Source organism: Saliphagus sp. GCM10025334 (assembly GCF_042663485.1).
GTDB lineage: Archaea > Halobacteriota > Halobacteria > Halobacteriales > Natrialbaceae > Natronosalvus.
Genome location: NZ_JBHTAF010000005.1, coordinates 149,281 through 168,134 on the forward strand (window position 1 = coordinate 149,281; position 18,854 = coordinate 168,134).

Sequence of the window (18,854 nt, forward strand, 5' to 3'; positions counted from 1 at the left end):
GATTTAACCTCGGCTTTCCCCGCTTTCATCCGATGCACGCGATCACGAAGAGTGGCTGGATCGAAGTCGTCACGGGGAGTATGTTCTCCGGAAAGACCGAGGAACTGCTCCGTCGGCTCCGCCGGGCCGAGATCGCGGGCCAGGAGGTCGCGGTGTTCACGCCGGCGCTCGACGACCGTTACGGTGAGGACTTCGTCGGCTCACACGACGGACGGCGCTGGGAGGCGACCGCCATCGATCCGGACAGCGACCTCGAGCGCGTGTTCGACGGCCTCAATGGCGAAGAGGTCGTCGCCTTCGACGAAGCCAACTTCTTCACGGAGTCGCTCGTCGACGTCTGTGAACGACTGGCCGACGACGGCCGGCGTGTCATCGTCAGCGGGACGGACCAGACGTTCCGCGGCGAACCGTTTCACCCGCTTCCGCAACTGATCGCCTGCGCCGAGTACGTCGAGAAGTTTCGCGCGATCTGTGCTCGCTGCGGTGAGCCGGCGACGCGCAATCAACGGCTGGTTAACGGCGAGCCAGCCCACGTGGACGATCCGACGATCCTCGTCGGCGCGGACGAGTCCTACGAGGCCCGGTGTCGACACTGCCACACGCTCCGGCGAGACTGATCGACGAATCGAGACCGGCGGAGCCGAAACCAAAACTGTACCCGATGACTCAGTGGATCGAGGACCCCCACGGCGGACGCGAGCGCGGCCCGAGAGGTCTCGCTCGCGCGTGGGTCGAGGTGCTGGTCCGGCCACGGAACTTCTTCCGAGTAGGGGTCGCGCCGGGGGATCAGGCACCCGGCTTGCTCTTCGGGATGACGGTAGTGCTAATCGCCGCGAGCTCTCACTATCTACTGGTCCCCGACAACTTCCCGTCGGTCCCCGTCTCGCCCGTCCTCGAGGGGCTGTTCTGGATTAGCCTGCTCGTGTTGTTCGTCGCCCCGTTCGGGTTGCACATCGTCTCGGCTATCCAGACGCTCTTGCTCCTGATCGTCGTCGACGACCGCGCCGGCATCAGCCAGACCGTGCAGGTGATCGCGTACGCGACGGCCCCGTGTCTCGTCGCCGGGCTTCCCGCGCCCGCGGTCAGACTCGCGGCGTGTCTGTACGGGGCTGTTCTCCTGTGGATCGGCCTCCAGGTCGTCCACCGAACCTCGTTCGTTCGAGCCGTCGTCGCCGGTACGATTCCCGCGGTGCTCGTCTTCGGGTACGGGTTCGGTGGATTCGGAGCGCTCGAGGCCCTCAGCATTGCGACCCCATTTTGAGGTACGTCTCGCGAGCGATCGTTCGATTGGTCGAGCGTCGCATCGTCGAATTGTCGGCTCGAGTCCGTCAAAGACGTCCAATACGCGTATTTTTCCTCGGCCGGTTCAGTAGGGACGTCCTACCACTCCACTGAGTGGCGGCCCAAATTGAAACATTGCACAGAACTATTTATCGGGATGTGGATGGTCGAACTATGTCCGAAAAAGAAACGCCCCTCTCGGAGCGCGTCGTCAAAGAAGCGATCGGCGCCGGCATGGACTCACCGATGCGAGACTCGATCCTCGAAGCAGTCGAGGAAGCCGACGGAGGCAGTTCGTCGTCGAAGCGGATGGTTCCGGCGGCGGGACTCTTACTCGGCGCCGGTGCGGCCGTGGGCTACCTGCTCGGTCGCTCGGAACTCCCAGATTCGGAGATGCGAGACGAGGTGAAAGAGGAACTTTCCGACATCGACATCCCGGCCGCCGAGATGGAATCGGTGACGGAGATGGATACTGACGAATCGGAATCCGCAGAATCGTCCGACGGATCCCGTGGCTGGCTCTCGAAACTCGTGGTACTCGGCGTCACCGTCGCCGCGGCACTGGCCTGGCGACGTCGCCGGGCCGCGGAAGACGAGTGGGAACCAATCGAGGAGTTCGAACCGGCCACCGACGCGGTGTCGATGGACGCCTCGGAGGAAGGCGAAGACGAGGAAGCAGATGAAGAAGCGGCGGAATCCGAAGACGAGAACGAGGACGAAGACGAAGCCGGAGACGAAGAGTAATCGAACTTCGACGACCGTCGCCACGTTCTCGAGTCGTTTCTGAACGTTCGGCACGTGAGCTCGGAGTGGCAACTTTCCACAGACGGATACGGCGTCGAGGGAAGGTGTGGCTCCCAGAATTACTTACTTCAAAATGTATAGTGTCCTCGACCATCGACTCGACCGGGACTCGAGCCCTGCCGCGTCACGGTCTCGAGTCGGATCTCACCGTTCCACCTCGGTGTCGATCGGCGGAAATCGCCTGCCCCACCGGCAACGGGTGAGAAGACCTAAGGGGGCGACGGAGACACAGACACACGATGGAGACGACCCACCGTGTCGTGACCGGCGACGCCCGCGACCTCCCTGCCGTCGCGGACGAGTCGGTCGACCTCGTCGTGACGTCGCCGCCCTATCCGATGATCGAGATGTGGGACGACCTCTTCGCCGAACTCGATCCGACCGTCGGCGACGCCCTCGAGCGAGGGGACGGTCGCGAGGCGTTCGAGGCGATGCACGCCCAGCTGGATCGGGTGTGGGACGAACTCAAGCGCGTGCTCGTCGACGGCGGCATCGCCTGTATCAACGTCGGGGACGCGACCCGGACGCTCGACGACAGCTTCCGGGTCTACTCGAACCACGCCCGCGTACTCGAGGCGTTCGAGGCCCGCGGGTTCGATCCCCTTCCCGATATCCTCTGGCGCAAGCCCGCCAACAGTGCCGCGAAGTTCATGGGCAGCGGGATGATTCCCCCGAACGCCTACGTCACCCTCGAGCACGAGTACATCCTCGTCTTTCGAAAGGGTGACTCCCGACGGTCGTTTCCGCCAGGCGACGACGACCGCTACGAGGCGGCCTACTTCTGGGAGGAGCGAAACCGCTGGTTCACGGACCTCTGGTCGGACGTGACCGGCGAACTGCAGACCCTCGACTCGCCGGACGACGATCTACGCGAGCGCTCGGCGGCGTTCCCCCTCGAAATTCCCTATCGTCTGTGCTGTATGTACTCGACCTACGGCGACACCGTCCTCGACCCCTTCTGGGGCACGGGGACGACGTCGCTGGCGGCGATGTGTGCCGGCCGTCACTCGATCGGCTACGAACTCGAGGCGGCGTTCGTCTCGGCGTTCGATGACCGCGTGCGGGAGGTCCAGGATCGTTCTCGATCGATCGGCGAACGACGACTCGAGCGTCACCGGGCGTTCGTCGACCGCGAGCGCCAGCGGACGGACGGGCCGAGTCTCGACTACGATGCCGACCACTACGAGACGCCCGTCGTCACGCATATGGAGTCGGGGATCCGTCTCTACGAGGTGGTGGACGTCCAGCTTTCCGATGGGGGCGATGCGGGTACCGGTGACGACGCCGATAACGTAGGGTATCGACTGACCCACGCGCCGCTCGAGTGACGAGAATCGACGAGTGGCTGATCCGTTCACACGCAAACCGACGGGTAGCCGACCGGCTGCACGCAGGTCGAGTCGACCTGCGTGCGATCACGTTCCACCTATGCGTGCTCCAACTACGCCCGCAGCCTGGCGACCGTCTCTCCCTCGCTTTCGGCTAGCTCGACGAGGCCGTCGTCGGCCAGATCCAACAACAGTCCCTCGAGCCACTCGCGCCCGTGCTCGCCGTCGGGAGTGTAGTCGACGCGAATACGCGGCCCCAGCGTGTCGAGGGACAGTTCGTCGTACTCCCGGAGCGTCCGGACGATCCGCCCGCGGAACTGGCGACGGCTGCCCTCAAACGTGGACTGCGTCGGCACGTCGGGTGCCGAGAAGTCCCCCGTCGCGTAGGCGCTGCAGTGCTCGCGCCAGGGACAGCCGGCCTCGTCGCACCTGGGTCGCTGGGTGCAGGCGACCGCGCCGAGTTCCATGATCGCGTTGTTCCAGACGCGCGAGCGGCCCTCGGGCATGAGCCGATTGGCCGCCGTCTCGAACGCCGAGTCGTCGTCTGGTACGTCGAACGCCCGGTAGCAGACGCGCTTGACGTTCGTGTCGACGACGGCGTCGCCGGCGTTGAACGCGAAACTCGCGACTGCGTTTGCCGTGTACGGGCCGACGCCCATCAGCTCCTGGAGGCCGTCGGGCGTCTCCGGGAAGACGCCGTCGAACGCGTCTTCGATCTGGGTCGCCGCCTCGTGGAGGTACTTCGCCCGGTTGTTGTAACCGAGGCTGTGGCTCGACCAGAAGCCGACGACGGCCGAGCGGTCGGCTGCCGCGAGCGCTTCCGTCGTCGGCCACCGTTCGAGGAACGCATCCCAAGCGTCGACGACGCGATCGAGCTGGGTCTGCTGGCTCATCACCTCGCTCACGAGAATCTCGTAGGGATCGTCGGTCTCGCGCCAGGGGTACTCCCGGTGGTCGGCCTCGTACCACGCGATTAGCCCCTGCTGGACGTCCTCGAGGTCGTCTCCGGTCGGGAGGGCGGTCGACTCGAGTGCCCCTCCTTCGCCGTCGGTCGATCCGGCGTCCTCGCTCATTGTCGTGGATTGTGAATCAACGACCTTACGGCTAGCGATTCCTGCGTTCGCAGCGAGCGCGAAAGGTCTATGAATCGTCCTCGAGTTGGGAATGCCATGAGCCTCGACGCGCTGACCGACGAGATTGAAGCGACCTACGCCGACCTGGGCGAGGAGTGCACCGTGGCCCTCGACCGCGAGACCCGGAACGAGTTGGCTCTGCTGGCGACCGCGCTCGAGCCAGAGTCGACCGACGAGCTCCTCCGTCGGGCGGTTCACATGCTCTTTCAGACGACGGTCGACACGGGCAAGCTCGACTTCCAGCTCCGGTCGGGGTACGACGTGACCTACGACGAGTACCTTTCCGGGATGACCTACGACGAGATGACGGGTGCGAACGACTACCCGCAACTGGACGACGAACGGCGCTACCAGTTCTGACCGTCTGATCGCCCCGTCGCCGACAGGGTTTTGGCCGCCCGTATCACAACGTGTGACATGGATACCGGATCCGTCGAGGACGGCCCAGCCCCCAGCGACGCGTTCCAGGCGCTCGGAAACGAGATCCGGATGCGTACCGTCCGTACCCTGCTCGCGGACGGCCCGTGCACGTTCTCGGAACTGTTCGAGGCGGGCGGCACCGACACGTCGGCGGGGTTCGCCTACCACCTCCGACAGCTAACCGGCGAGTTCGTCCGACAGCGCGAGGACGATCAGTACGAACTCACCTACGCCGGCCGCGAGGTCGGCCGGGCGATCCGGGCGGGCACCTACACCGACAGCGTGGACTGCGAATCGATCGCCCTCTCCGAGCCCTGCCCGTTCTGCGAGGAGACCGAACTGGTCGCGACCGTCACCGACAACGTCTCTCGAGTGGCGTGTCGGGCGTGCGAGGCGCCGATTCTGGAACTGTCGTTCCCGCCGAGCGGATACGCGACTCGAGAGGCGGACTCGATACCCGCGGCCCTCGACTCCTATCACCGTCACCGCATTCGGACGTTCTCCGACGGCGTCTGCCCCGACTGCGGCGGGGAGACGACGGCGGACGTCGAACCGGTGGTCGGGATACCCGACGGCGACGCCGACGGTCCAGACCGCGTCCAACTGGCCTTCAAATGTGATGCCTGCGGAGCGTCGCTTCGCTGCCCGGTCACCCTCGCGGTCCTCGAGCATCCCGCCGTCGTGTCGTTCTACTACGATCACGACCGCGACGTTCAGGAGCGCTCGCTCTGGAACGTCGGTCGCGAGTGGCGCGAACGCGTCGTCTCGAGCGATCCCTGGTGTCTCCTGGTGAGCACGCGACTCGAGGGCGAAACGTTGATCCTCTACGTCAGCGGGGACGGGACCGTCGTAGATAGCCGCCGACGGCCGATTACCGACGACGGCGCCAGGGCCGATTCCGGGTCCGACGCGGAGTCGAATGCGAACGAACCGTCGACGGCCGAGGACGACGAGACGCAACCCGCGCTCGAAACAGACTCGAGCGACGAGAGCGCGACTGTCTGATCGGCCCTCGACGGTATGTTCTTCGGCCATTGAAACCCTCGAGGAATGATAGGTCGCTGTGACCGTGCTGAATACAGGGCGCGTATCTCGCATTGAAAGGGCGTTCAAATCGAATACTCCCGATTCGCTCAATACAGGCGGTTCACCGGGCGTCCAGATGCGAATTGAACAGGTCTGGTGGACCACTGAGAGACTCGGATGCTACTTTGAAACGTAGTTCTCATCGAGAGCGACGACTTCGTTCCGTTTCCGATCGACGAAGAGCGCATCCTGCCATTCAGTCTCGTCGGTATCCGTCGCATCCGTGTCCGTAACGTCTTCAAGAGCTTCGAGTCGGGCGACGTTATCGAATTTGGCCGCAGAGAGTGATTCGTGACACTGCTCGCCGATTGCCTCGATTTTGTGCCGAGCTCCACCCGGCACGTAGACGAACTCCATCGGCCCGATTTCGAGCGTTTGATGGCTCCCATCTTCCCGTTCGAGGGTATACCTGGCCCGCCCATCAAGACACATATTTACCTCGTCGAGACCCGGGACGTGTGTATGCCAATCGATCTTTTTGGAGGGCTCCATCTCGAAGTAGAGCAATCTGAACTCGTTTGTTCTGATAACCAGTGGAGTACTCCTAACACCTTCGGAATCCGTATCCTCGGGGTGCTCGGTCCCGATCTTGTACATCGTTTGGTCGGGAAGGTGAGTACGGGCAAGTTCCTCAGGGGTCAGTTCTGATTTAGGAACCTCGTCCTTTGTCATAACTGGCCATTATGAAGAATGACCTTATACTTATACATACAACAGAAAAATGATATAGTGTTTGCAGAGTCTGCGAACATATAATCTACGCCGTGCCAACGAGAGACAAAGGAACCGACTTGCTGCATAGAGCCTCTGTATACAGCACGCTCCTCTTGACAGCAGCTCGACAGTTCGATCAAGGCCTGCTGAATACAGAGCGCGAATGCAGAATGTGGTGAGAGTCAATCAACGAGGAGTGGTGATTGACCAGTACAGGTAAAGGACTTACCGCATCGATATGCTTAGTTCAGGGTGTTTATCGGTTCATCTGTTCCAGAAACTCGTTAACGGGTTCCTTTTCCAATGTTTTGACGGTTTCGAGAGCAGATGTTAGATCGTCGCAAAGCGGAGTCGGTGTTATTGCTTTGGTCTCCTGATCGTGGTCGATCAGATGGAAATCGACCAGCCGTGGGACAACAGTGTGATGAAGCATCACTTTGTCACTACTACTGTCAAAATAGTCATTGATCTCTTCCAGATGAACAGTCTCTCCCCTTTCCGTTAGGAGATACAGTACGTAACGAGTCTGTTCGTTGGCAAGGTGCTGGAAGAAATCATCAAGATCTATCGGAAAATCAGTTGAGGACATGGAACCCGATACTATGGCGTCGACAGTACCAGCGTTCGACTCGTTATCTGTTCCCATAACAAAAGACAGGCGACGTAGAAATGGTAAACGCTTTTCCAAGCAGGTTTGGCTGTGAGGATACAGGTGAATCAGAGGAGATATTTAGAAGAGATTCTCGGTCAGTACAGGTTGTAGACTAAACAAGGACCAAATGTCACTCACAAAATCACACAATCATAACTGTAGTGACCGTCAGGTTCAGCCGATAGGGAGCGAACGAAACGTGGGCGTTGTGATCAGTACAGAGTCTGTAGTCATCACTCTGTTCGCGCAGTCTGGCTCGGGAACCGCTGACTGGCTACCTCACCGGGTTCGCCACGGGGAGCAGACCCGAGGAGATTATCCGGCGAAGGAGGACGACGATACCGTTCTCCAGGCCGTTGGCGAAAATCGCCTGCTCGTGTGAGTCGTCGGGGTCGGCGTCCGGGTAGAAGGAACTGACCAGCAACGTCATGCGGTCGACCAACAGCAGGCGGCTGATGGCAACCTCGTCGTCGCTCGCGGGCCCCAGGAGCCAGTCCAGTTCGGTTTCGAACACCTTCACGGATGGCAGCTCGGTACCGAGCTTGGCGATGATCGCGTCCGTCTCACCACCGATGATCACGTCGACGCCGCGGTCTACTGCGTCGTGGAGCCGGTCGTACAACGCCTCCGTCAGAAGTTCCTCCTCGACGACCAGCAGGACAATCTCCGATTCGGCGTCCGCCAGCAGATTGTGTGTCCGGGCCTGGATGCCATCATGGCCGGACAGCGTCCATACCTCCTGCATTCGCTCGCTGTCGTCGTCCTCCGGCTGAAGATCGAGCGCTTCGAGGTGTGACTGAAGGGTGTCGATCCGTGCGTCGTACTGCTGACGCAAGATCGCGGTTGCCTCCTCGATGCTGACCGCGCGAAACTGCTGGGGGTTCGAGTGCTGCACTTCGACCAGCCCCTTTGACTCCAGCACTCGGACAGCGTCGTACACCCGCGTCCGAGGTACCTCTGAGATCTCGTTGATTTCCTTGGCGGTCCCCGTCGAGAGTTGGGTCAATGCTAGGAAACCCCGCGCCTCGTACTCCTTCAGCCCGAGGTCCTGTAACAGACTCACCGTCTCGGCTTTACGTTGCTGAGTTGTCATTGGGTGATCCTGTCATGTCCGACTGGTTGAGAGGGCCAATTCACGCTCGGTCGGGATTTGGGTGACTGACTCTCCACACTTCGAGCAGGCATCCATCTTCTCGCTGATGTACGTCGTTTCACAGGCAGGGCACGAATACAGAGTCGACGTGGCTTTATTCTCGGAATCGTGACGAGAGGCCGGTGGCTCGGCCTGTGTGCGCCCACCGAGTCGGGAGAGAAACGTGCGGAGACGCCGGCTCATTGGGTTACGGCTACCCCGCGGCCAGTTCGTCTTCGTGATCTGCCACCAACTGATGTAACGGCGCGTTCTCGTCGAAGTTGGGTCCTCGCCGAATCGTGTGGGTGTCCCCATCCCACCCGATATAGCCTGCCTCGGTGAGTTTGGGTAGGTGTACATGATACAGGGCCGTGCGTATCTCGGAGAGGGTGGCGTCGTCGACGGTGTCCGGATCACTGTCGGTGTGCCAAGCGGCAACCCGAGTGACGAGGCGATCGAAGGAGACTGGAGTCTCCTGCTCGTCGAGGTAGTACAGGACGTACCGACGAACGGAATCTGCCAATATGCTGAACGTATTGGTTACCGCTTCGGTTGATTCGCCCATACCGTGGCAAGGACGTGCTAACGGATAAGGTCTGTTACCCAGATAATTGTTACATTTGGAAAATCCAACCTAAGTCGATTGTCGGTGGATATATTGAAACTCGAGTGTGGATCGAGGGCCTATAGAAGCAGGATAGATTTGAAAATTTCAAGCGGTTCCCCGACTATCCTTGATCGGTGACTGATCCGTCGTCGGTGTCGTTGTCCTGATCCGCGTCGGGGCCCGTCCGTGGATAGAAGTGATCCCATGACTGGACCTGCGTCTCGGAGATAATCTCGGAGCTGTTGATCGTCATGCCCAAGCCCGCCAGTTCGTTGCGGATCTCTTCGATCTCCCTAACCGTGCCGGCGACGACCTCGACGTGGACATTCCGTTCGCCCCCAAGTAAATCGCGGGTGGTCACCACACCGCGAACGTCGAGGATCTGTTCGGCCAGCGATTCCAGCTCATTCGGATTGACCGTGCAGACGAACATGACGTGGAGGGGGTAGCCCGCTTCCTCGTAGTTGATCTCGGGGTGGTAGCCCCGGATCACGCCCGTACCTTCGAGTTTGTCGAGGCGGTTCCGGACCGTCGTGGAGGTCACATCCACCTTCTCGGCGATCTCCGTATCGGTCTGGCGGGCGTTGAGCTGGAGTTGGTGCAGGATGCTCCGGTCCACTTCGTCGAGTGGGTTGTCGTCCATACGGTGTCCTTGGACAGCGCGGCTGAAAAGTCCGCACGGGCCATTCATTAGTAGATTGAAGCAGTCTGTCCGCTAACTCCGCAGGTCTATTGACCGGCTGATTCAGCAGAGGATGTCCACAACAAACAAAGCCAGCTTGCTGTATCCACTCTCTGTATCTTGCACGCTGCTTCTAACAACAGTTTGATAGTTAGTCGAGCTCTGCAAGATACAAGGCGTATATCTCTCACTGGAGTGGTTCCAGATCCGGGTTGCTTGAATCGCTCAGTACAAATAATAGACGTAACGCCAGTTTAGAAGAATTGAGAGTTTGCCCTGTAACCCAGATAATCACACCAAGGATAAGTCACTGTAGCCTGTAGTGAAACCATGAACTATTCTGTAGAACATGAGTATCCGTTTCTATCCCCTCAATCAACTATCGAATGTACTGACTGTCAGATTGAGGATGGGAAAGTGACTAAAGTAACATATGAGAGTGGGAAGATCTATTGGACATTCGTCTGCGAGGACTGTATCAGAGAGTACGTTATGAATTCGAATATTGCTGAAATCGACCGTGTACGGCTATCGTGAGATTTGGTCTGTAAGCGTTCGTATGTAGTGATGGGTCTCTTCCTGAAACGGCGAAATAAATGGGCTGGCCGTACTGCATACACCCTCTGAGTCGCTCATGTCGTTTTTGAAAGGAACCAGGCAATTCATTTGGTATGTGCAGAACTCAGGGCGCGTAGTTAGCACGGCGAGCGCGATCAAAGCGGATTGACGGAGTCCTTCGTCCCCTCCACATTGTTCCATGGAAGAGTTTTACAATCAGTGTGACATCGTTCGAGTCATGGCGACTGAGGCGACCTATACCGTTCCATCCGATCAGTTCCCCCTCGGCACCGTCTTCGCACAACTCCCGGACGTGACGGTCGAACTGGAGCGACTGATCCCTTCACAGGACGTGGTGATCCCCTACTTCTGGGTTCGAGGAACGGACGTTGAGGACATCGAGAGCGCGTTTGATTCCCATCCAGGCGTGAGGGACATCCAACTCGTCGATTCCGTTGATGGCGAGTATCTCCTGCGTGTCGAGTGGTCGATCGAGTACGACGACGTGCTGAGCGTACTGACCGAAACCGGCGTTCCGCTCATCAAAGCGACCGGCACGAGCCGTCGGTGGACGTTCGACATTCGCGGAGACACACGAAGCGATCTTGCAACCTTTCAATCTCGCTGTCGAGAGTTAGAAATCCCGGTCACGCTGACGGAACTACACGCACTGACGCCGGTTGAGACCGAAACCGAGGCAGCACTCACTGACAAGCAACAAGACACACTGGTACTCGCCCACGAGCGTGGGTACTTCGAATCCCCGCGCGAAGTGACGATGGAAGAACTTGGCGACGAACTCGGCATCTCTCAGCAGGCCATCGCGTCTCGACTCCGCCGAGGGATGAAACACATCCTCGAGAGCACCCTCCCCGAAACAGTAGAGTCGAATCAATAGCTCGCTTAAAAACCCGTTGGATACCCAAAAGAAGTGCTGACGGAAGTACCCGTTGAAGGGATAGTTATGCCTAATGGAAAGAGCAAACGGACAGCCGTTACATGTCTCAATTGCGGAGCTGCCTATGCAGCGGAGCAGTGGCCTGACGGCACGGCACAACCGATCGGGGCGAGAAACGGGTGTCAATGCGGATCAACCGAGTTTCAGGCCGTCGAAAAGACGAGTACTACGGGTTTGAGTGACGACTGAGCTGACGAACGAGTGGGATACGCCGAGCTACTGAGCAGTCCGAGGAAAGACGCGAAACTATTGTAGTGATCTTATCCTCTGGATCTTGCATACCGCTTCTGACAACAGTTCGGTAGTTAGTCGACTCTCTGCAAGATACAGAGCGCGAATGTCGCACAAAGTGAGAGTCAATCTGGATGGGGGTGATCGTTCAGTACAGAGAACGGGTTTATCGGTCTGTCTCTTTCCAGTCGTCCGGGTCCCCTTCACGGAATTCACCCTTGGCATGGCGCTCATGAGGCCAGAAGGTGACGCCCAGCAGTACGACGTAGAACACACCCACAACGACAACCACAGCAATCCCGGGGATACGGGCGATTCCAGCGGTTGTCAGCCAGTCCTGGCGCGGCGCGAACGCTGTAATCCTGAAGACCCACGCGACCAATAAGACACTGAGCAGAGCAAGGTACACACGCCGGAGCCGGTTTGCGAGTGCTTCGTAGAACGAGACTTTCAGCGTCGGCCGGCGATAGTCCCTGCTCAGTTCCGCTCGCCAGTCGTGGCTTTCAGTGCCCTGGGACGGATCGAGGGCGTTTGCGAACAGGTTCTCCTGGATGACTCGAGCGCGAGAGCGAAAGACGTCGTAGTCCCGGTACCGCCGGGCTTCGATGCCCAGAAAGACGGTGACGACGACGATCCCGATCAGCACGATATAGTGTGGGTTATCGGTACTCGAAAACGCCCACGTCAAGATTGCTGCCATCAGCGTCACCGCCCACGTCGTCGTCTCGTCGAGGCGCTGGCGCCACGTCCCTACTCGGTCGATCTCTCCGCGATAGGCGTGGGCCATCACCGAACCAAGTCCCGTGCTGTCGTTAACCATTTCGCGGCCAATCTCCCGTTGGTCTGGTGCGGTTGGGTCGAACTCGTCGCTACTCGAATCGGGCATAGAGAAGAGACACCTCCTCGCTCCATAAGCAGCTATGGTGACGGCGTACTCTGAGTGCCATGTACTGAGTCGGTTACGTCGTTTCTGACAAGAACCGGGTAGTTCATTTAGTGTGTGCTGAATACAAAGCGCGGATGTGGCAGGAGTTGGTACCAATCGGATGGGTAATGATTACTAACAACAGGTGTTGTATTTATCAACCTACCGTTCTACCAATCAACTTCCTGGTCCGTCAGGCCCTCCCGGAGTGAACTACTCGTACAGTTGGCCCAGGAGGTACACGACTAGGCCGATTACGGCCAGGAAACCAAGATCAGTGAATGCGTCCATCCAGTTCACGTGAGAGGAAAAGAGAGCACCGATAGCGAGATGCGCCCATACCAGAAGCAGGAAGATAAGAACCGCCGCGAGGGTGATTTGGATCAGGACGATCAGCCCGAGCACGGACTCCTCGTAGCCGCGAGCATCGAATCGAAGTCGTGGTTCGGACTTACTCACAGCCATACTTGGTGGTTCTCCCATCAAAGATTTAAGGGTTGTTGCGGTTGTGCATCAAACAGGTAGCGAAATGGTATCGGAGCATCGCCTCCCAGCGATCTCCTCGTTCGGCAGGCGCTTCAGGAGAAGTGTGACGTCGAGAAACGGAATCCGCCTATGCAGGTCGTCGCGGTTCGCGTCGGCTGCTCCAGGTAGAGTTACTCGTACAGCTTTCCAAGGAGGTACACGGCTGCGGCCATCGCAAGGATCACCGGTATCCAGTGACCGAGGTACAGCACTGATCGCTCGGAGAAGATGGAGTTGGCGGTGATAAGTGTCCAGATCAGCATGGTGAGGATCAGGCAGATCCCGATCAGGCCCCGGAGAACAATAATTGCGTTAACCAAGGATCCTTCGTAGCTTCCAGCATCGAACCGGAGTTCTGGATCTGGCGGGTCTATGCGATCTCGATCTGACTGGGCCATAGCTCTACTGTTCAATCAACCTGTAGGTGTAATAAGTGTTGTCGCAGATTTGAGATAAACACGTAGAAAAACGACATCGGCTTTCTACCTCCTATCAACTTGTTTCAGACGAATCCTTGTGGGGTTGAAGCTAGGGATCGCACGCCACTTTTGACAGCGCTTCGGTAGTTTGATCACGATCTGCTGAATACAAAGCGCGAATGTGGCACGAGATGAGAGGCGATCTACAAGAGCCCATGATCGCTCAGTACATGTGAAACACACCACACGAAGGCGTTATGTTTGACATTGCTCAACGATTGCTACCACAATTTCATCACTCTCGGATTTCACGTAGACTCCCGATGGGTAAGCGGGATTATCATACTGGGGAAGTGATTTGAGCGTCGCTTTTGCCTCTTCAAATTCGTCGGTTGATTCTGGTACCACGGAGAATTGTTCGTACTCCCCGCTTCCCCTCAACACCGTCCCGTGCTGTTTTTCTGAATCAGTGGCCTCTTCAAAAATCCGGTCTATGATCTCAATCTCCCTCAAATTTTCATCTTCGGCGATGATGAGCGGAGCATCGTCAGGGGGATCTTCGACTATTTCAACGTTGAAAGAACAGCCGGAGGGGTTGTCTTCCATCTCAGCATCGTGTCCGGAGTTAGCCGAGTTATTGTCGTCATCTTTGTTTTCGGGAGTTGTTCCACTAATGTTCCCCAAACAACCAACAAAAGCGGATGCGAAGGCGACACCAGTAAAAGTGAGGGCTTGTCGACGGTTCATAGGTGAATATATTCAGCGATTGAGCATATACCTTCACCAAGGTCAAACAGTCATTTTACTCGTACTCTCAGTTCGCATCCGTATGTGCCGGTTGGTTTCGGACTAAACACATGGAATAAACGTGGGCGCCGTGCTGAACTCATCCTCTGTATCTCGCACTACGTTACTGTCTGTTTCTATGAGTTTAACAGGCTCCAGTCTTCGAATTTTTGACATCCAGGAGTAGCGATTTGACTTTCACCGGCGAGGGCTTGTTATCGGCCAGCAGTCTCCGTGACCCTGAGGGCGTGATCGACTTACGTGAGTCCGGCGTCCACCAGCGCCTGTGCACACCGCTGTGAATCGAACCGATCGATTCCACTCGAGTCGATCACGCCGATGTCGACCGACGCGCCGGACCACTCCTCGCCCCGAGCATCCGCGAGCGCCTTGAGCGCGACCCGGACGCCGTCGTCGCCGTCCAGGTCGGCCTCGTAGGTCGCCTCGAGGGACGCCCGAATCGCCTCGCTGTCGCCGCCGATCGCCGTCGCTCGCCAGCGCCGGGTCAGCCCGGAGGGGTCGAGTTCGTAGAGCCGCGGCTCCGGGTCGACCCCGCCGAGCAGGAGCGCGGTCCCGAACGGTCGGGTGCCGCCCGACTGGGTCGACTCCTGAACGTGGTCGGCCACGGCCGTGGCGACCGGTTCGACACCCGGCGCCTCCCCGTACCGGAGTCGCTCCTCCTGAGTGTACCGACGAGCGTAATCCACGAGGCGGCGGGCGTCGGCGACGTGGCCCGCGCTCGCGGCGGCCAGTCGGCCGTCGATATCGTGGAGTTTCTCGACGCTGTCGTTCGCGAGCAAGGGCGAGGGCGTTCGGCTGTCGGCGACGAACACGACGCCGCCGGTCGTTTTCACCCCGACGACGGGACTCCCTCGAGCGACGGCCTCGCGGGCGTACTCGACCTGGTAGAGTCGGCCGTCCGGCGAGAAGATCGACGTCCCGCGGTCGTAGGCCTGCTGGTTCGACTGCATCAGCTCGCCCTCCGCTGATCGACGGTCACGCCGTCGGTCGTGATCGTAGCGGTGGTCACCCCGTCACCGCTCGCGGTATCGCGCTCACTCGCAGCCTCGACGGCGGCGATCGCGGCGTCCGTCGCCGTATCGAGTTCGGGCGTCGGGTCGTCCTCGAGCCGTCCCTCGAGCACGCCGTAGGCGACCTGCATGCCGCTCCCGCCGGCCGCGTAGCGGTCCTCCACGACGCTCCCGCCACCGTCGAGTTCGTAGACGTACCCGCCCGTGTCGTCGACACCACACAGGAGCGGGGCGACGGGGAGACCGCGGACGAGGGCTCCCGCGGTTCGCGCGAGTGCGGGCAGGCTCATCGGCTCGCCTCGGCGGGATTCGTAGAGTCCAGCCTCCGCACGTAGCCGCCTGATGACCTCCTGTGCCGGGCCGACGGACCCCGAGATCGCCATCGCAGCGGTCGGGTGGACCGCCGAAATCTTTCGGACGTCCTTGTTGGCGGTGAAGCGGCCCCCGAGACTCATTCGCTGGTCGGCGGCCATCACGACGCTCTCCGCCGCTCTGATTCCGACGATCGTCGTTCCGGTCGAGAACTCGAGGTCGTGCGTGTCGCTACTTTCCGTCGCTGGTGCGTGCTGTGCGAGTGGTGCGGTTCGGTAGCCCGGGATCGAGAATCGCTTGTCGAACTCGAGCCCCGGCCGCGAGTCGTTACCCGGTTGCGAGTCATTACTCAGCCGCGAGTCGTGGGCACTGCTGTATCGCGTCATCACTCGAGTGGACGCGATCCATCGGAATATATGTTAGCTAAAATATATTTTAGCCAGTCGAGTCGCAGGTCGTCAGGCGGTCGTCGCCGTCTGCGTCGCGACGTCGTCGATCGTCTCGAGTAGGAGCCGCGAGCCGAGGTCGATCTCGCGTTCGGTGACGTCGAGCGGCGGCAGGATTCGCAGCGTCTTGTGTCCACAGCCGAGCGTGAGCAGCCCGCGCTTCATCGCCGCCTCGACGACGGCCTCGCGGCGATCCTTGGTGTCGAACTCGAGTGCGAGCATCAGGCCACGGCCGCGCACGTCGGTGACGCCCTCGACGTCGCGTTCGGCGAGGATCGAGCGGAACTGCTCGCCGCGTTCGCGTACGTTCTCGAGTAAGTTCTGCTCGCGAATCGCGTCGATAGTGAGCACGCCCTGAAGTGACGCGAGGACGTCGCCGGCTCCCCACGTCGAGGAGATGCGGCCCGTCTCCTCGGGGAAGACGTCCGAACGGGAGATAGTCGCGCCGACGCGCAGGCCCTTCGCGCTGGTGATGACGTCCGGGGTGAGATCGAGGTGGTCGACCGCCCACATCTCGCCGCTCCGGCCGAGTCCGGACTGGATCTCGTCGGCGATGACCCGAAGGCCGAACAGCTCTCGGAGCGCCTCGACGTCGCGGGCGAACTCGGGATGGGGAACGCGGTAGCCGCCTTCGCCCTGGACCGGCTCGAGGATGAGGTAGGCTACCTCGTCGGCATCGACGACGCCGCGGTCGGGGTCGAGTTTGTCGGCGACGACGTTGCCGCCGGGTCCGTCCGTGAGCCAGTCGTTCTCGTAGCTCTCCTGGCTCGAGGGGTAAGGAACGCTGATGACGCCGGGTACCTCGGGGTACCCCTTCCGGTGGACGGCCTTCGACCGGTTCAGCGAGAGGGCGCCCAGGGTGCGCCCGTGGAACGCGCCGTCGAAGGTGATCGCGCGGTGGCCGCCACTCGCGTAACAGATCTTGATCGCGTTTTCGACCGCCTCGGCGCCGGAGTTCGAGAGGAACACCCGATCCATGTCGTAGTGGTCGGTCAGGTCGATCAGTCGATCCATCAGCTGAGACGGTCCGGGAAAGTCCGGGTTCGAAGGGGAGCCACCACCGCTCACGTAGAAGTCCTGGCCGGCGATTTTCGTCGGATCGACGAGGTCGAAGGCCTCGAGTTTCTCCTTCACCGCCGGGTTGTTGTACCCGAGCGGGGCCGCAGCGACGTGACTCGTGAAGTCCATGAGGACGTTTCCGTCGACGTCGGTACAGAACGGCCCGATAGCGTCGGCCTGCGTATCCCAGACGAAGTCGTAGACGTAGGTGCTCGGGGCGGCGAACTGGTGGTGGTACTCGGCCCACTTCGTCGCTCGTTTGCCCGGCATCGTCTCGACTCGCGGCTCGACCGTATCTCGGTCCATACCGCAGTTGCGCCGGCCGACGATTAAAAATATTCGTTGTGGTTCGGGCAATACTCAGTACCCTCCTAAGCGTCGATTGACGAGTGAAACCGGATGAACGCTATCGGTTTGACCTATCAGTTCAGGCCTGGAACGCCACTCAGACGACGATGAGGGCGGTGGCGACGGCCCCGCCGGCCAGGAGCACACCGCTGGAAACCGCAACTTTGCGCTTGAACTGCCCGTCCGAGGACGTCGCCGCGAGGAACGCCTTGACGACGATACTCGAGACCGTCGCCAGCAAGATTGCGATCGTCGCCTCGGAGGCAGTGAGCGTCCCGCCGCGATAGAGAACGACGGCGGAGGTAGTCGCCCCGGCGCTCGAGACGAGCCCGCTCGCGACGGCGGTGGCGTAAAAGCCGAGCGTGCCGAACCAGGTTTCCGCCAGCGAACCGAAGACGAGGACCGCGAAGAAGACGGCCCCGAACGCGAGGGCATTCTTCAGTGAGAACGGGTTCTCGAGGTCCATCTCCGTGGATTCAGACCAATCGGCGATGAAGAACGCGATGAGAAACGCGAGGACGATGACCGTGCCGAGTGGCACGACGGCCTGGACGAGCGGCGCGACGGCGCTTCCCGCGGTGAACGCGACGGCGATTGCGAGGTTCCGCACCGCCATCGCCGCGTTCGCGAGCAAGATTGCGGCGACCGCGTACGAGGCTGCCTCCGGGCGCTGTCGAACATGGTCGAGCATCGTCCCGACGACGGCCGTCGAGGACGCCAGGCCACCGAAGAACCCGGTGACCGCGATGCCGCGACCGCCGTACGTCGAGACGATGGCGTAGTTGACGATCCCGATTCCGGCGACGGCGACGACCATGAGCCAGATGACCTGGGGCTCGAGCGGAATCGTGACCGAACCGAGCGAGAGATCGTACTCGGCCGGCAAGATGGGGTAGATGACGAACGCCAGGATGGCGAACTCCGTCGTCGACCGCATCTCCTCGCGCGAGAGTCCCCACGCGAACTCGTGGAGTTCGCGTTTGAGCACGAGCAGGAGCGAGGAGAGGACGGCCACGGTCACGCCCTCGATGACGAACTCCGCCGCAACGAGCGAACCCACGCCGTAGGCGACCAGCATCGAGACGGACGTCGTCAGCGAGAGGCCGGTGTCTTCCTCGCTCATCAGCCCCTGCACGGCGAGCAACACGCCCTGGACGATGACGAGCAGACCGCCGAGGAGCAACAGGCTCTCGCCGACGTCGGCCTCGAGGACGAGAATCGTGAAAACCGCAGCGAGCAAGCTGATCAGTGAGAATGTCCGGATGCCGGCGGACTTCTGTGACCACTCGCGCTCGAGCCCCAGGAACATCCCGAGGGCGCCGGCGAGAGCGATTCGAACGACTGCCTCGTCGAGGGGGGCTTCGAGTATCTGTAACTGTATCTGCAGGGGAGCGTCTGGTAGCATTGCGTCGTACAC

Annotated in this window: 21 protein-coding genes; 7 read left to right on the forward strand and 14 right to left on the reverse strand. The window is 60.3% G+C overall.

Features of this window, described 5'->3' with window-relative positions; translation table 11 throughout:
- The first annotated feature begins 32 nt into the window (after positions 1 to 32).
- The 4 genes from ACFQO4_RS17750 to ACFQO4_RS17765 all read left to right on the forward strand — a co-directional run bounded on the left by ACFQO4_RS17750 (position 33) and on the right by ACFQO4_RS17765 (position 3,413).
- Entirely contained in the window at positions 33 to 617 is a 585-nt protein-coding gene (locus tag ACFQO4_RS17750; RefSeq protein WP_312907825.1) for a thymidine kinase, read from the forward strand.
- A 44-nt stretch (positions 618 to 661) separates the two neighbouring features.
- Positions 662 to 1,261, forward strand: a complete 600-nt coding sequence (locus tag ACFQO4_RS17755) for a YIP1 family protein (protein WP_500262192.1) — start codon at positions 662 to 664, stop codon at positions 1,259 to 1,261.
- 194 nt (positions 1,262 to 1,455) lie between these two features.
- Positions 1,456 to 2,025, forward strand: a complete 570-nt coding sequence (locus ACFQO4_RS17760; RefSeq protein ID WP_500262193.1) for a hypothetical protein — start codon at positions 1,456 to 1,458, stop codon at positions 2,023 to 2,025.
- A gap of 299 nt (positions 2,026 to 2,324) precedes the next feature.
- Positions 2,325 to 3,413: a DNA-methyltransferase gene (locus tag ACFQO4_RS17765; protein WP_500262194.1), complete on the forward strand. Its 1,089-nt coding sequence runs from the start codon at positions 2,325 to 2,327 to the stop codon at positions 3,411 to 3,413.
- A 113-nt stretch (positions 3,414 to 3,526) separates the two neighbouring features.
- Here the strand turns inward: ACFQO4_RS17765 and ACFQO4_RS17770 are convergent, their stop codons facing one another.
- Positions 3,527 to 4,486, reverse strand: coding sequence for an HhH-GPD family protein (locus ACFQO4_RS17770; RefSeq protein ID WP_500262195.1), 960 nt, complete (start codon positions 4,484 to 4,486; stop codon positions 3,527 to 3,529).
- A gap of 96 nt (positions 4,487 to 4,582) precedes the next feature.
- On the opposite strand from ACFQO4_RS17770, the gene ACFQO4_RS17775 reads away from it, so the two are divergent.
- Positions 4,583 to 4,906 carry a ribbon-helix-helix protein gene (locus ACFQO4_RS17775; RefSeq protein WP_253435284.1) on the forward strand — a complete coding sequence of 108 codons (324 nt, stop codon included), beginning with the start codon at positions 4,583 to 4,585 and terminating at the stop codon, positions 4,904 to 4,906.
- A gap of 57 nt (positions 4,907 to 4,963) precedes the next feature.
- Positions 4,964 to 5,971 (forward strand): ArsR/SmtB family transcription factor, encoded by a 1,008-nt coding sequence (locus ACFQO4_RS17780; RefSeq protein ID WP_500262196.1) that lies wholly within the window; start codon positions 4,964 to 4,966, stop codon positions 5,969 to 5,971.
- Between the two features lie 201 nt (positions 5,972 to 6,172).
- Here the strand turns inward: ACFQO4_RS17780 and ACFQO4_RS17785 are convergent, their stop codons facing one another.
- From ACFQO4_RS17785 to ACFQO4_RS17805, 5 genes are all read right to left on the reverse strand, one after another.
- Positions 6,173 to 6,724: a cupin domain-containing protein gene (locus tag ACFQO4_RS17785; protein ID WP_500262197.1), complete on the reverse strand. Its 552-nt coding sequence runs from the start codon at positions 6,722 to 6,724 to the stop codon at positions 6,173 to 6,175.
- A gap of 298 nt (positions 6,725 to 7,022) precedes the next feature.
- Entirely contained in the window at positions 7,023 to 7,412 is a 390-nt protein-coding gene (locus tag ACFQO4_RS17790; RefSeq protein ID WP_500262198.1) for a hypothetical protein, read from the reverse strand.
- A gap of 280 nt (positions 7,413 to 7,692) precedes the next feature.
- Entirely contained in the window at positions 7,693 to 8,511 is an 819-nt protein-coding gene (locus ACFQO4_RS17795; protein WP_500262199.1) for a TrmB family transcriptional regulator, read from the reverse strand.
- Between the two features lie 253 nt (positions 8,512 to 8,764).
- On the reverse strand, positions 8,765 to 9,115 hold the full coding sequence (locus ACFQO4_RS17800; RefSeq protein ID WP_500262200.1) for a DUF7344 domain-containing protein: 351 nt from the start codon (positions 9,113 to 9,115) through the stop codon (positions 8,765 to 8,767).
- A gap of 163 nt (positions 9,116 to 9,278) precedes the next feature.
- The gene (locus ACFQO4_RS17805; RefSeq protein WP_500262201.1) at positions 9,279 to 9,800 is read right to left on the reverse strand and encodes an Lrp/AsnC family transcriptional regulator; all 522 of its coding nucleotides are present in this window, start codon (positions 9,798 to 9,800) and stop codon (positions 9,279 to 9,281) included.
- Positions 9,801 to 10,635: 835 nt separating this feature from the next.
- On the opposite strand from ACFQO4_RS17805, the gene ACFQO4_RS17810 reads away from it, so the two are divergent.
- On the forward strand, positions 10,636 to 11,295 hold the full coding sequence (locus ACFQO4_RS17810; RefSeq protein ID WP_500262202.1) for a helix-turn-helix domain-containing protein: 660 nt from the start codon (positions 10,636 to 10,638) through the stop codon (positions 11,293 to 11,295).
- A 457-nt stretch (positions 11,296 to 11,752) separates the two neighbouring features.
- Here the strand turns inward: ACFQO4_RS17810 and ACFQO4_RS17815 are convergent, their stop codons facing one another.
- The 8 genes from ACFQO4_RS17815 to ACFQO4_RS17850 form a co-directional block, all read right to left on the reverse strand.
- On the reverse strand, positions 11,753 to 12,472 hold the full coding sequence (locus tag ACFQO4_RS17815) for a DUF2270 domain-containing protein (protein WP_500262203.1): 720 nt from the start codon (positions 12,470 to 12,472) through the stop codon (positions 11,753 to 11,755).
- Positions 12,473 to 12,724: 252 nt separating this feature from the next.
- Positions 12,725 to 12,976: a hypothetical protein gene (locus ACFQO4_RS17820; protein WP_500262204.1), complete on the reverse strand. Its 252-nt coding sequence runs from the start codon at positions 12,974 to 12,976 to the stop codon at positions 12,725 to 12,727.
- Between the two features lie 191 nt (positions 12,977 to 13,167).
- Positions 13,168 to 13,434, reverse strand: coding sequence for a hypothetical protein (locus ACFQO4_RS17825; RefSeq protein ID WP_500262205.1), 267 nt, complete (start codon positions 13,432 to 13,434; stop codon positions 13,168 to 13,170).
- Between the two features lie 276 nt (positions 13,435 to 13,710).
- Positions 13,711 to 14,202 carry a hypothetical protein gene (locus tag ACFQO4_RS17830; RefSeq protein ID WP_500262206.1) on the reverse strand — a complete coding sequence of 164 codons (492 nt, stop codon included), beginning with the start codon at positions 14,200 to 14,202 and terminating at the stop codon, positions 13,711 to 13,713.
- Positions 14,203 to 14,498: 296 nt separating this feature from the next.
- The gene (locus tag ACFQO4_RS17835) at positions 14,499 to 15,212 is read right to left on the reverse strand and encodes an archaeal proteasome endopeptidase complex subunit alpha (RefSeq protein WP_500262207.1); all 714 of its coding nucleotides are present in this window, start codon (positions 15,210 to 15,212) and stop codon (positions 14,499 to 14,501) included.
- Positions 15,212 to 15,970 (reverse strand): Ntn hydrolase family protein, encoded by a 759-nt coding sequence (locus tag ACFQO4_RS17840; protein ID WP_500262208.1) that lies wholly within the window; start codon positions 15,968 to 15,970, stop codon positions 15,212 to 15,214. Before ACFQO4_RS17840 ends, ACFQO4_RS17835 begins: the two co-directional genes overlap by 1 nt.
- Positions 15,971 to 16,042: 72 nt before the next feature.
- Positions 16,043 to 17,395, reverse strand: coding sequence for an aminotransferase class III-fold pyridoxal phosphate-dependent enzyme (locus ACFQO4_RS17845; RefSeq protein WP_500262209.1), 1,353 nt, complete (start codon positions 17,393 to 17,395; stop codon positions 16,043 to 16,045).
- Between the two features lie 139 nt (positions 17,396 to 17,534).
- Complete coding sequence (locus ACFQO4_RS17850) at positions 17,535 to 18,842, reverse strand: MgtC/SapB family protein (protein WP_500262210.1); 1,308 nt, start codon at positions 18,840 to 18,842, stop codon at positions 17,535 to 17,537.
- Positions 18,843 to 18,854: the final 12 nt, after the last annotated feature.

Coding starts and splice junctions, on each gene's coding strand:
- ACFQO4_RS17750 (WP_312907825.1), top strand. CDS start 33: ATGCACGCGATCACGAAGAGTGGCTGGATCGAAGTCGTCACGGGGAGT.
- ACFQO4_RS17755 (WP_500262192.1), top strand. CDS start 662: ATGACTCAGTGGATCGAGGACCCCCACGGCGGACGCGAGCGCGGCCCG.
- ACFQO4_RS17760 (WP_500262193.1), top strand. CDS start 1,456: ATGTCCGAAAAAGAAACGCCCCTCTCGGAGCGCGTCGTCAAAGAAGCG.
- ACFQO4_RS17765 (WP_500262194.1), top strand. CDS start 2,325: ATGGAGACGACCCACCGTGTCGTGACCGGCGACGCCCGCGACCTCCCT.
- ACFQO4_RS17770 (WP_500262195.1), bottom strand. CDS start 4,486: ATGAGCGAGGACGCCGGATCGACCGACGGCGAAGGAGGGGCACTCGAG.
- ACFQO4_RS17775 (WP_253435284.1), top strand. CDS start 4,583: ATGAGCCTCGACGCGCTGACCGACGAGATTGAAGCGACCTACGCCGAC.
- ACFQO4_RS17780 (WP_500262196.1), top strand. CDS start 4,964: ATGGATACCGGATCCGTCGAGGACGGCCCAGCCCCCAGCGACGCGTTC.
- ACFQO4_RS17785 (WP_500262197.1), bottom strand. CDS start 6,724: ATGACAAAGGACGAGGTTCCTAAATCAGAACTGACCCCTGAGGAACTT.
- ACFQO4_RS17790 (WP_500262198.1), bottom strand. CDS start 7,412: ATGGGAACAGATAACGAGTCGAACGCTGGTACTGTCGACGCCATAGTA.
- ACFQO4_RS17795 (WP_500262199.1), bottom strand. CDS start 8,511: ATGACAACTCAGCAACGTAAAGCCGAGACGGTGAGTCTGTTACAGGAC.
- ACFQO4_RS17800 (WP_500262200.1), bottom strand. CDS start 9,115: ATGGGCGAATCAACCGAAGCGGTAACCAATACGTTCAGCATATTGGCA.
- ACFQO4_RS17805 (WP_500262201.1), bottom strand. CDS start 9,800: ATGGACGACAACCCACTCGACGAAGTGGACCGGAGCATCCTGCACCAA.
- ACFQO4_RS17810 (WP_500262202.1), top strand. CDS start 10,636: ATGGCGACTGAGGCGACCTATACCGTTCCATCCGATCAGTTCCCCCTC.
- ACFQO4_RS17815 (WP_500262203.1), bottom strand. CDS start 12,472: ATGCCCGATTCGAGTAGCGACGAGTTCGACCCAACCGCACCAGACCAA.
- ACFQO4_RS17820 (WP_500262204.1), bottom strand. CDS start 12,976: ATGGCTGTGAGTAAGTCCGAACCACGACTTCGATTCGATGCTCGCGGC.
- ACFQO4_RS17825 (WP_500262205.1), bottom strand. CDS start 13,434: ATGGCCCAGTCAGATCGAGATCGCATAGACCCGCCAGATCCAGAACTC.
- ACFQO4_RS17830 (WP_500262206.1), bottom strand. CDS start 14,202: ATGAACCGTCGACAAGCCCTCACTTTTACTGGTGTCGCCTTCGCATCC.
- ACFQO4_RS17835 (WP_500262207.1), bottom strand. CDS start 15,212: ATGCAGTCGAACCAGCAGGCCTACGACCGCGGGACGTCGATCTTCTCG.
- ACFQO4_RS17840 (WP_500262208.1), bottom strand. CDS start 15,970: ATGACGCGATACAGCAGTGCCCACGACTCGCGGCTGAGTAATGACTCG.
- ACFQO4_RS17845 (WP_500262209.1), bottom strand. CDS start 17,395: ATGGACCGAGATACGGTCGAGCCGCGAGTCGAGACGATGCCGGGCAAA.
- ACFQO4_RS17850 (WP_500262210.1), bottom strand. CDS start 18,842: ATGCTACCAGACGCTCCCCTGCAGATACAGTTACAGATACTCGAAGCC.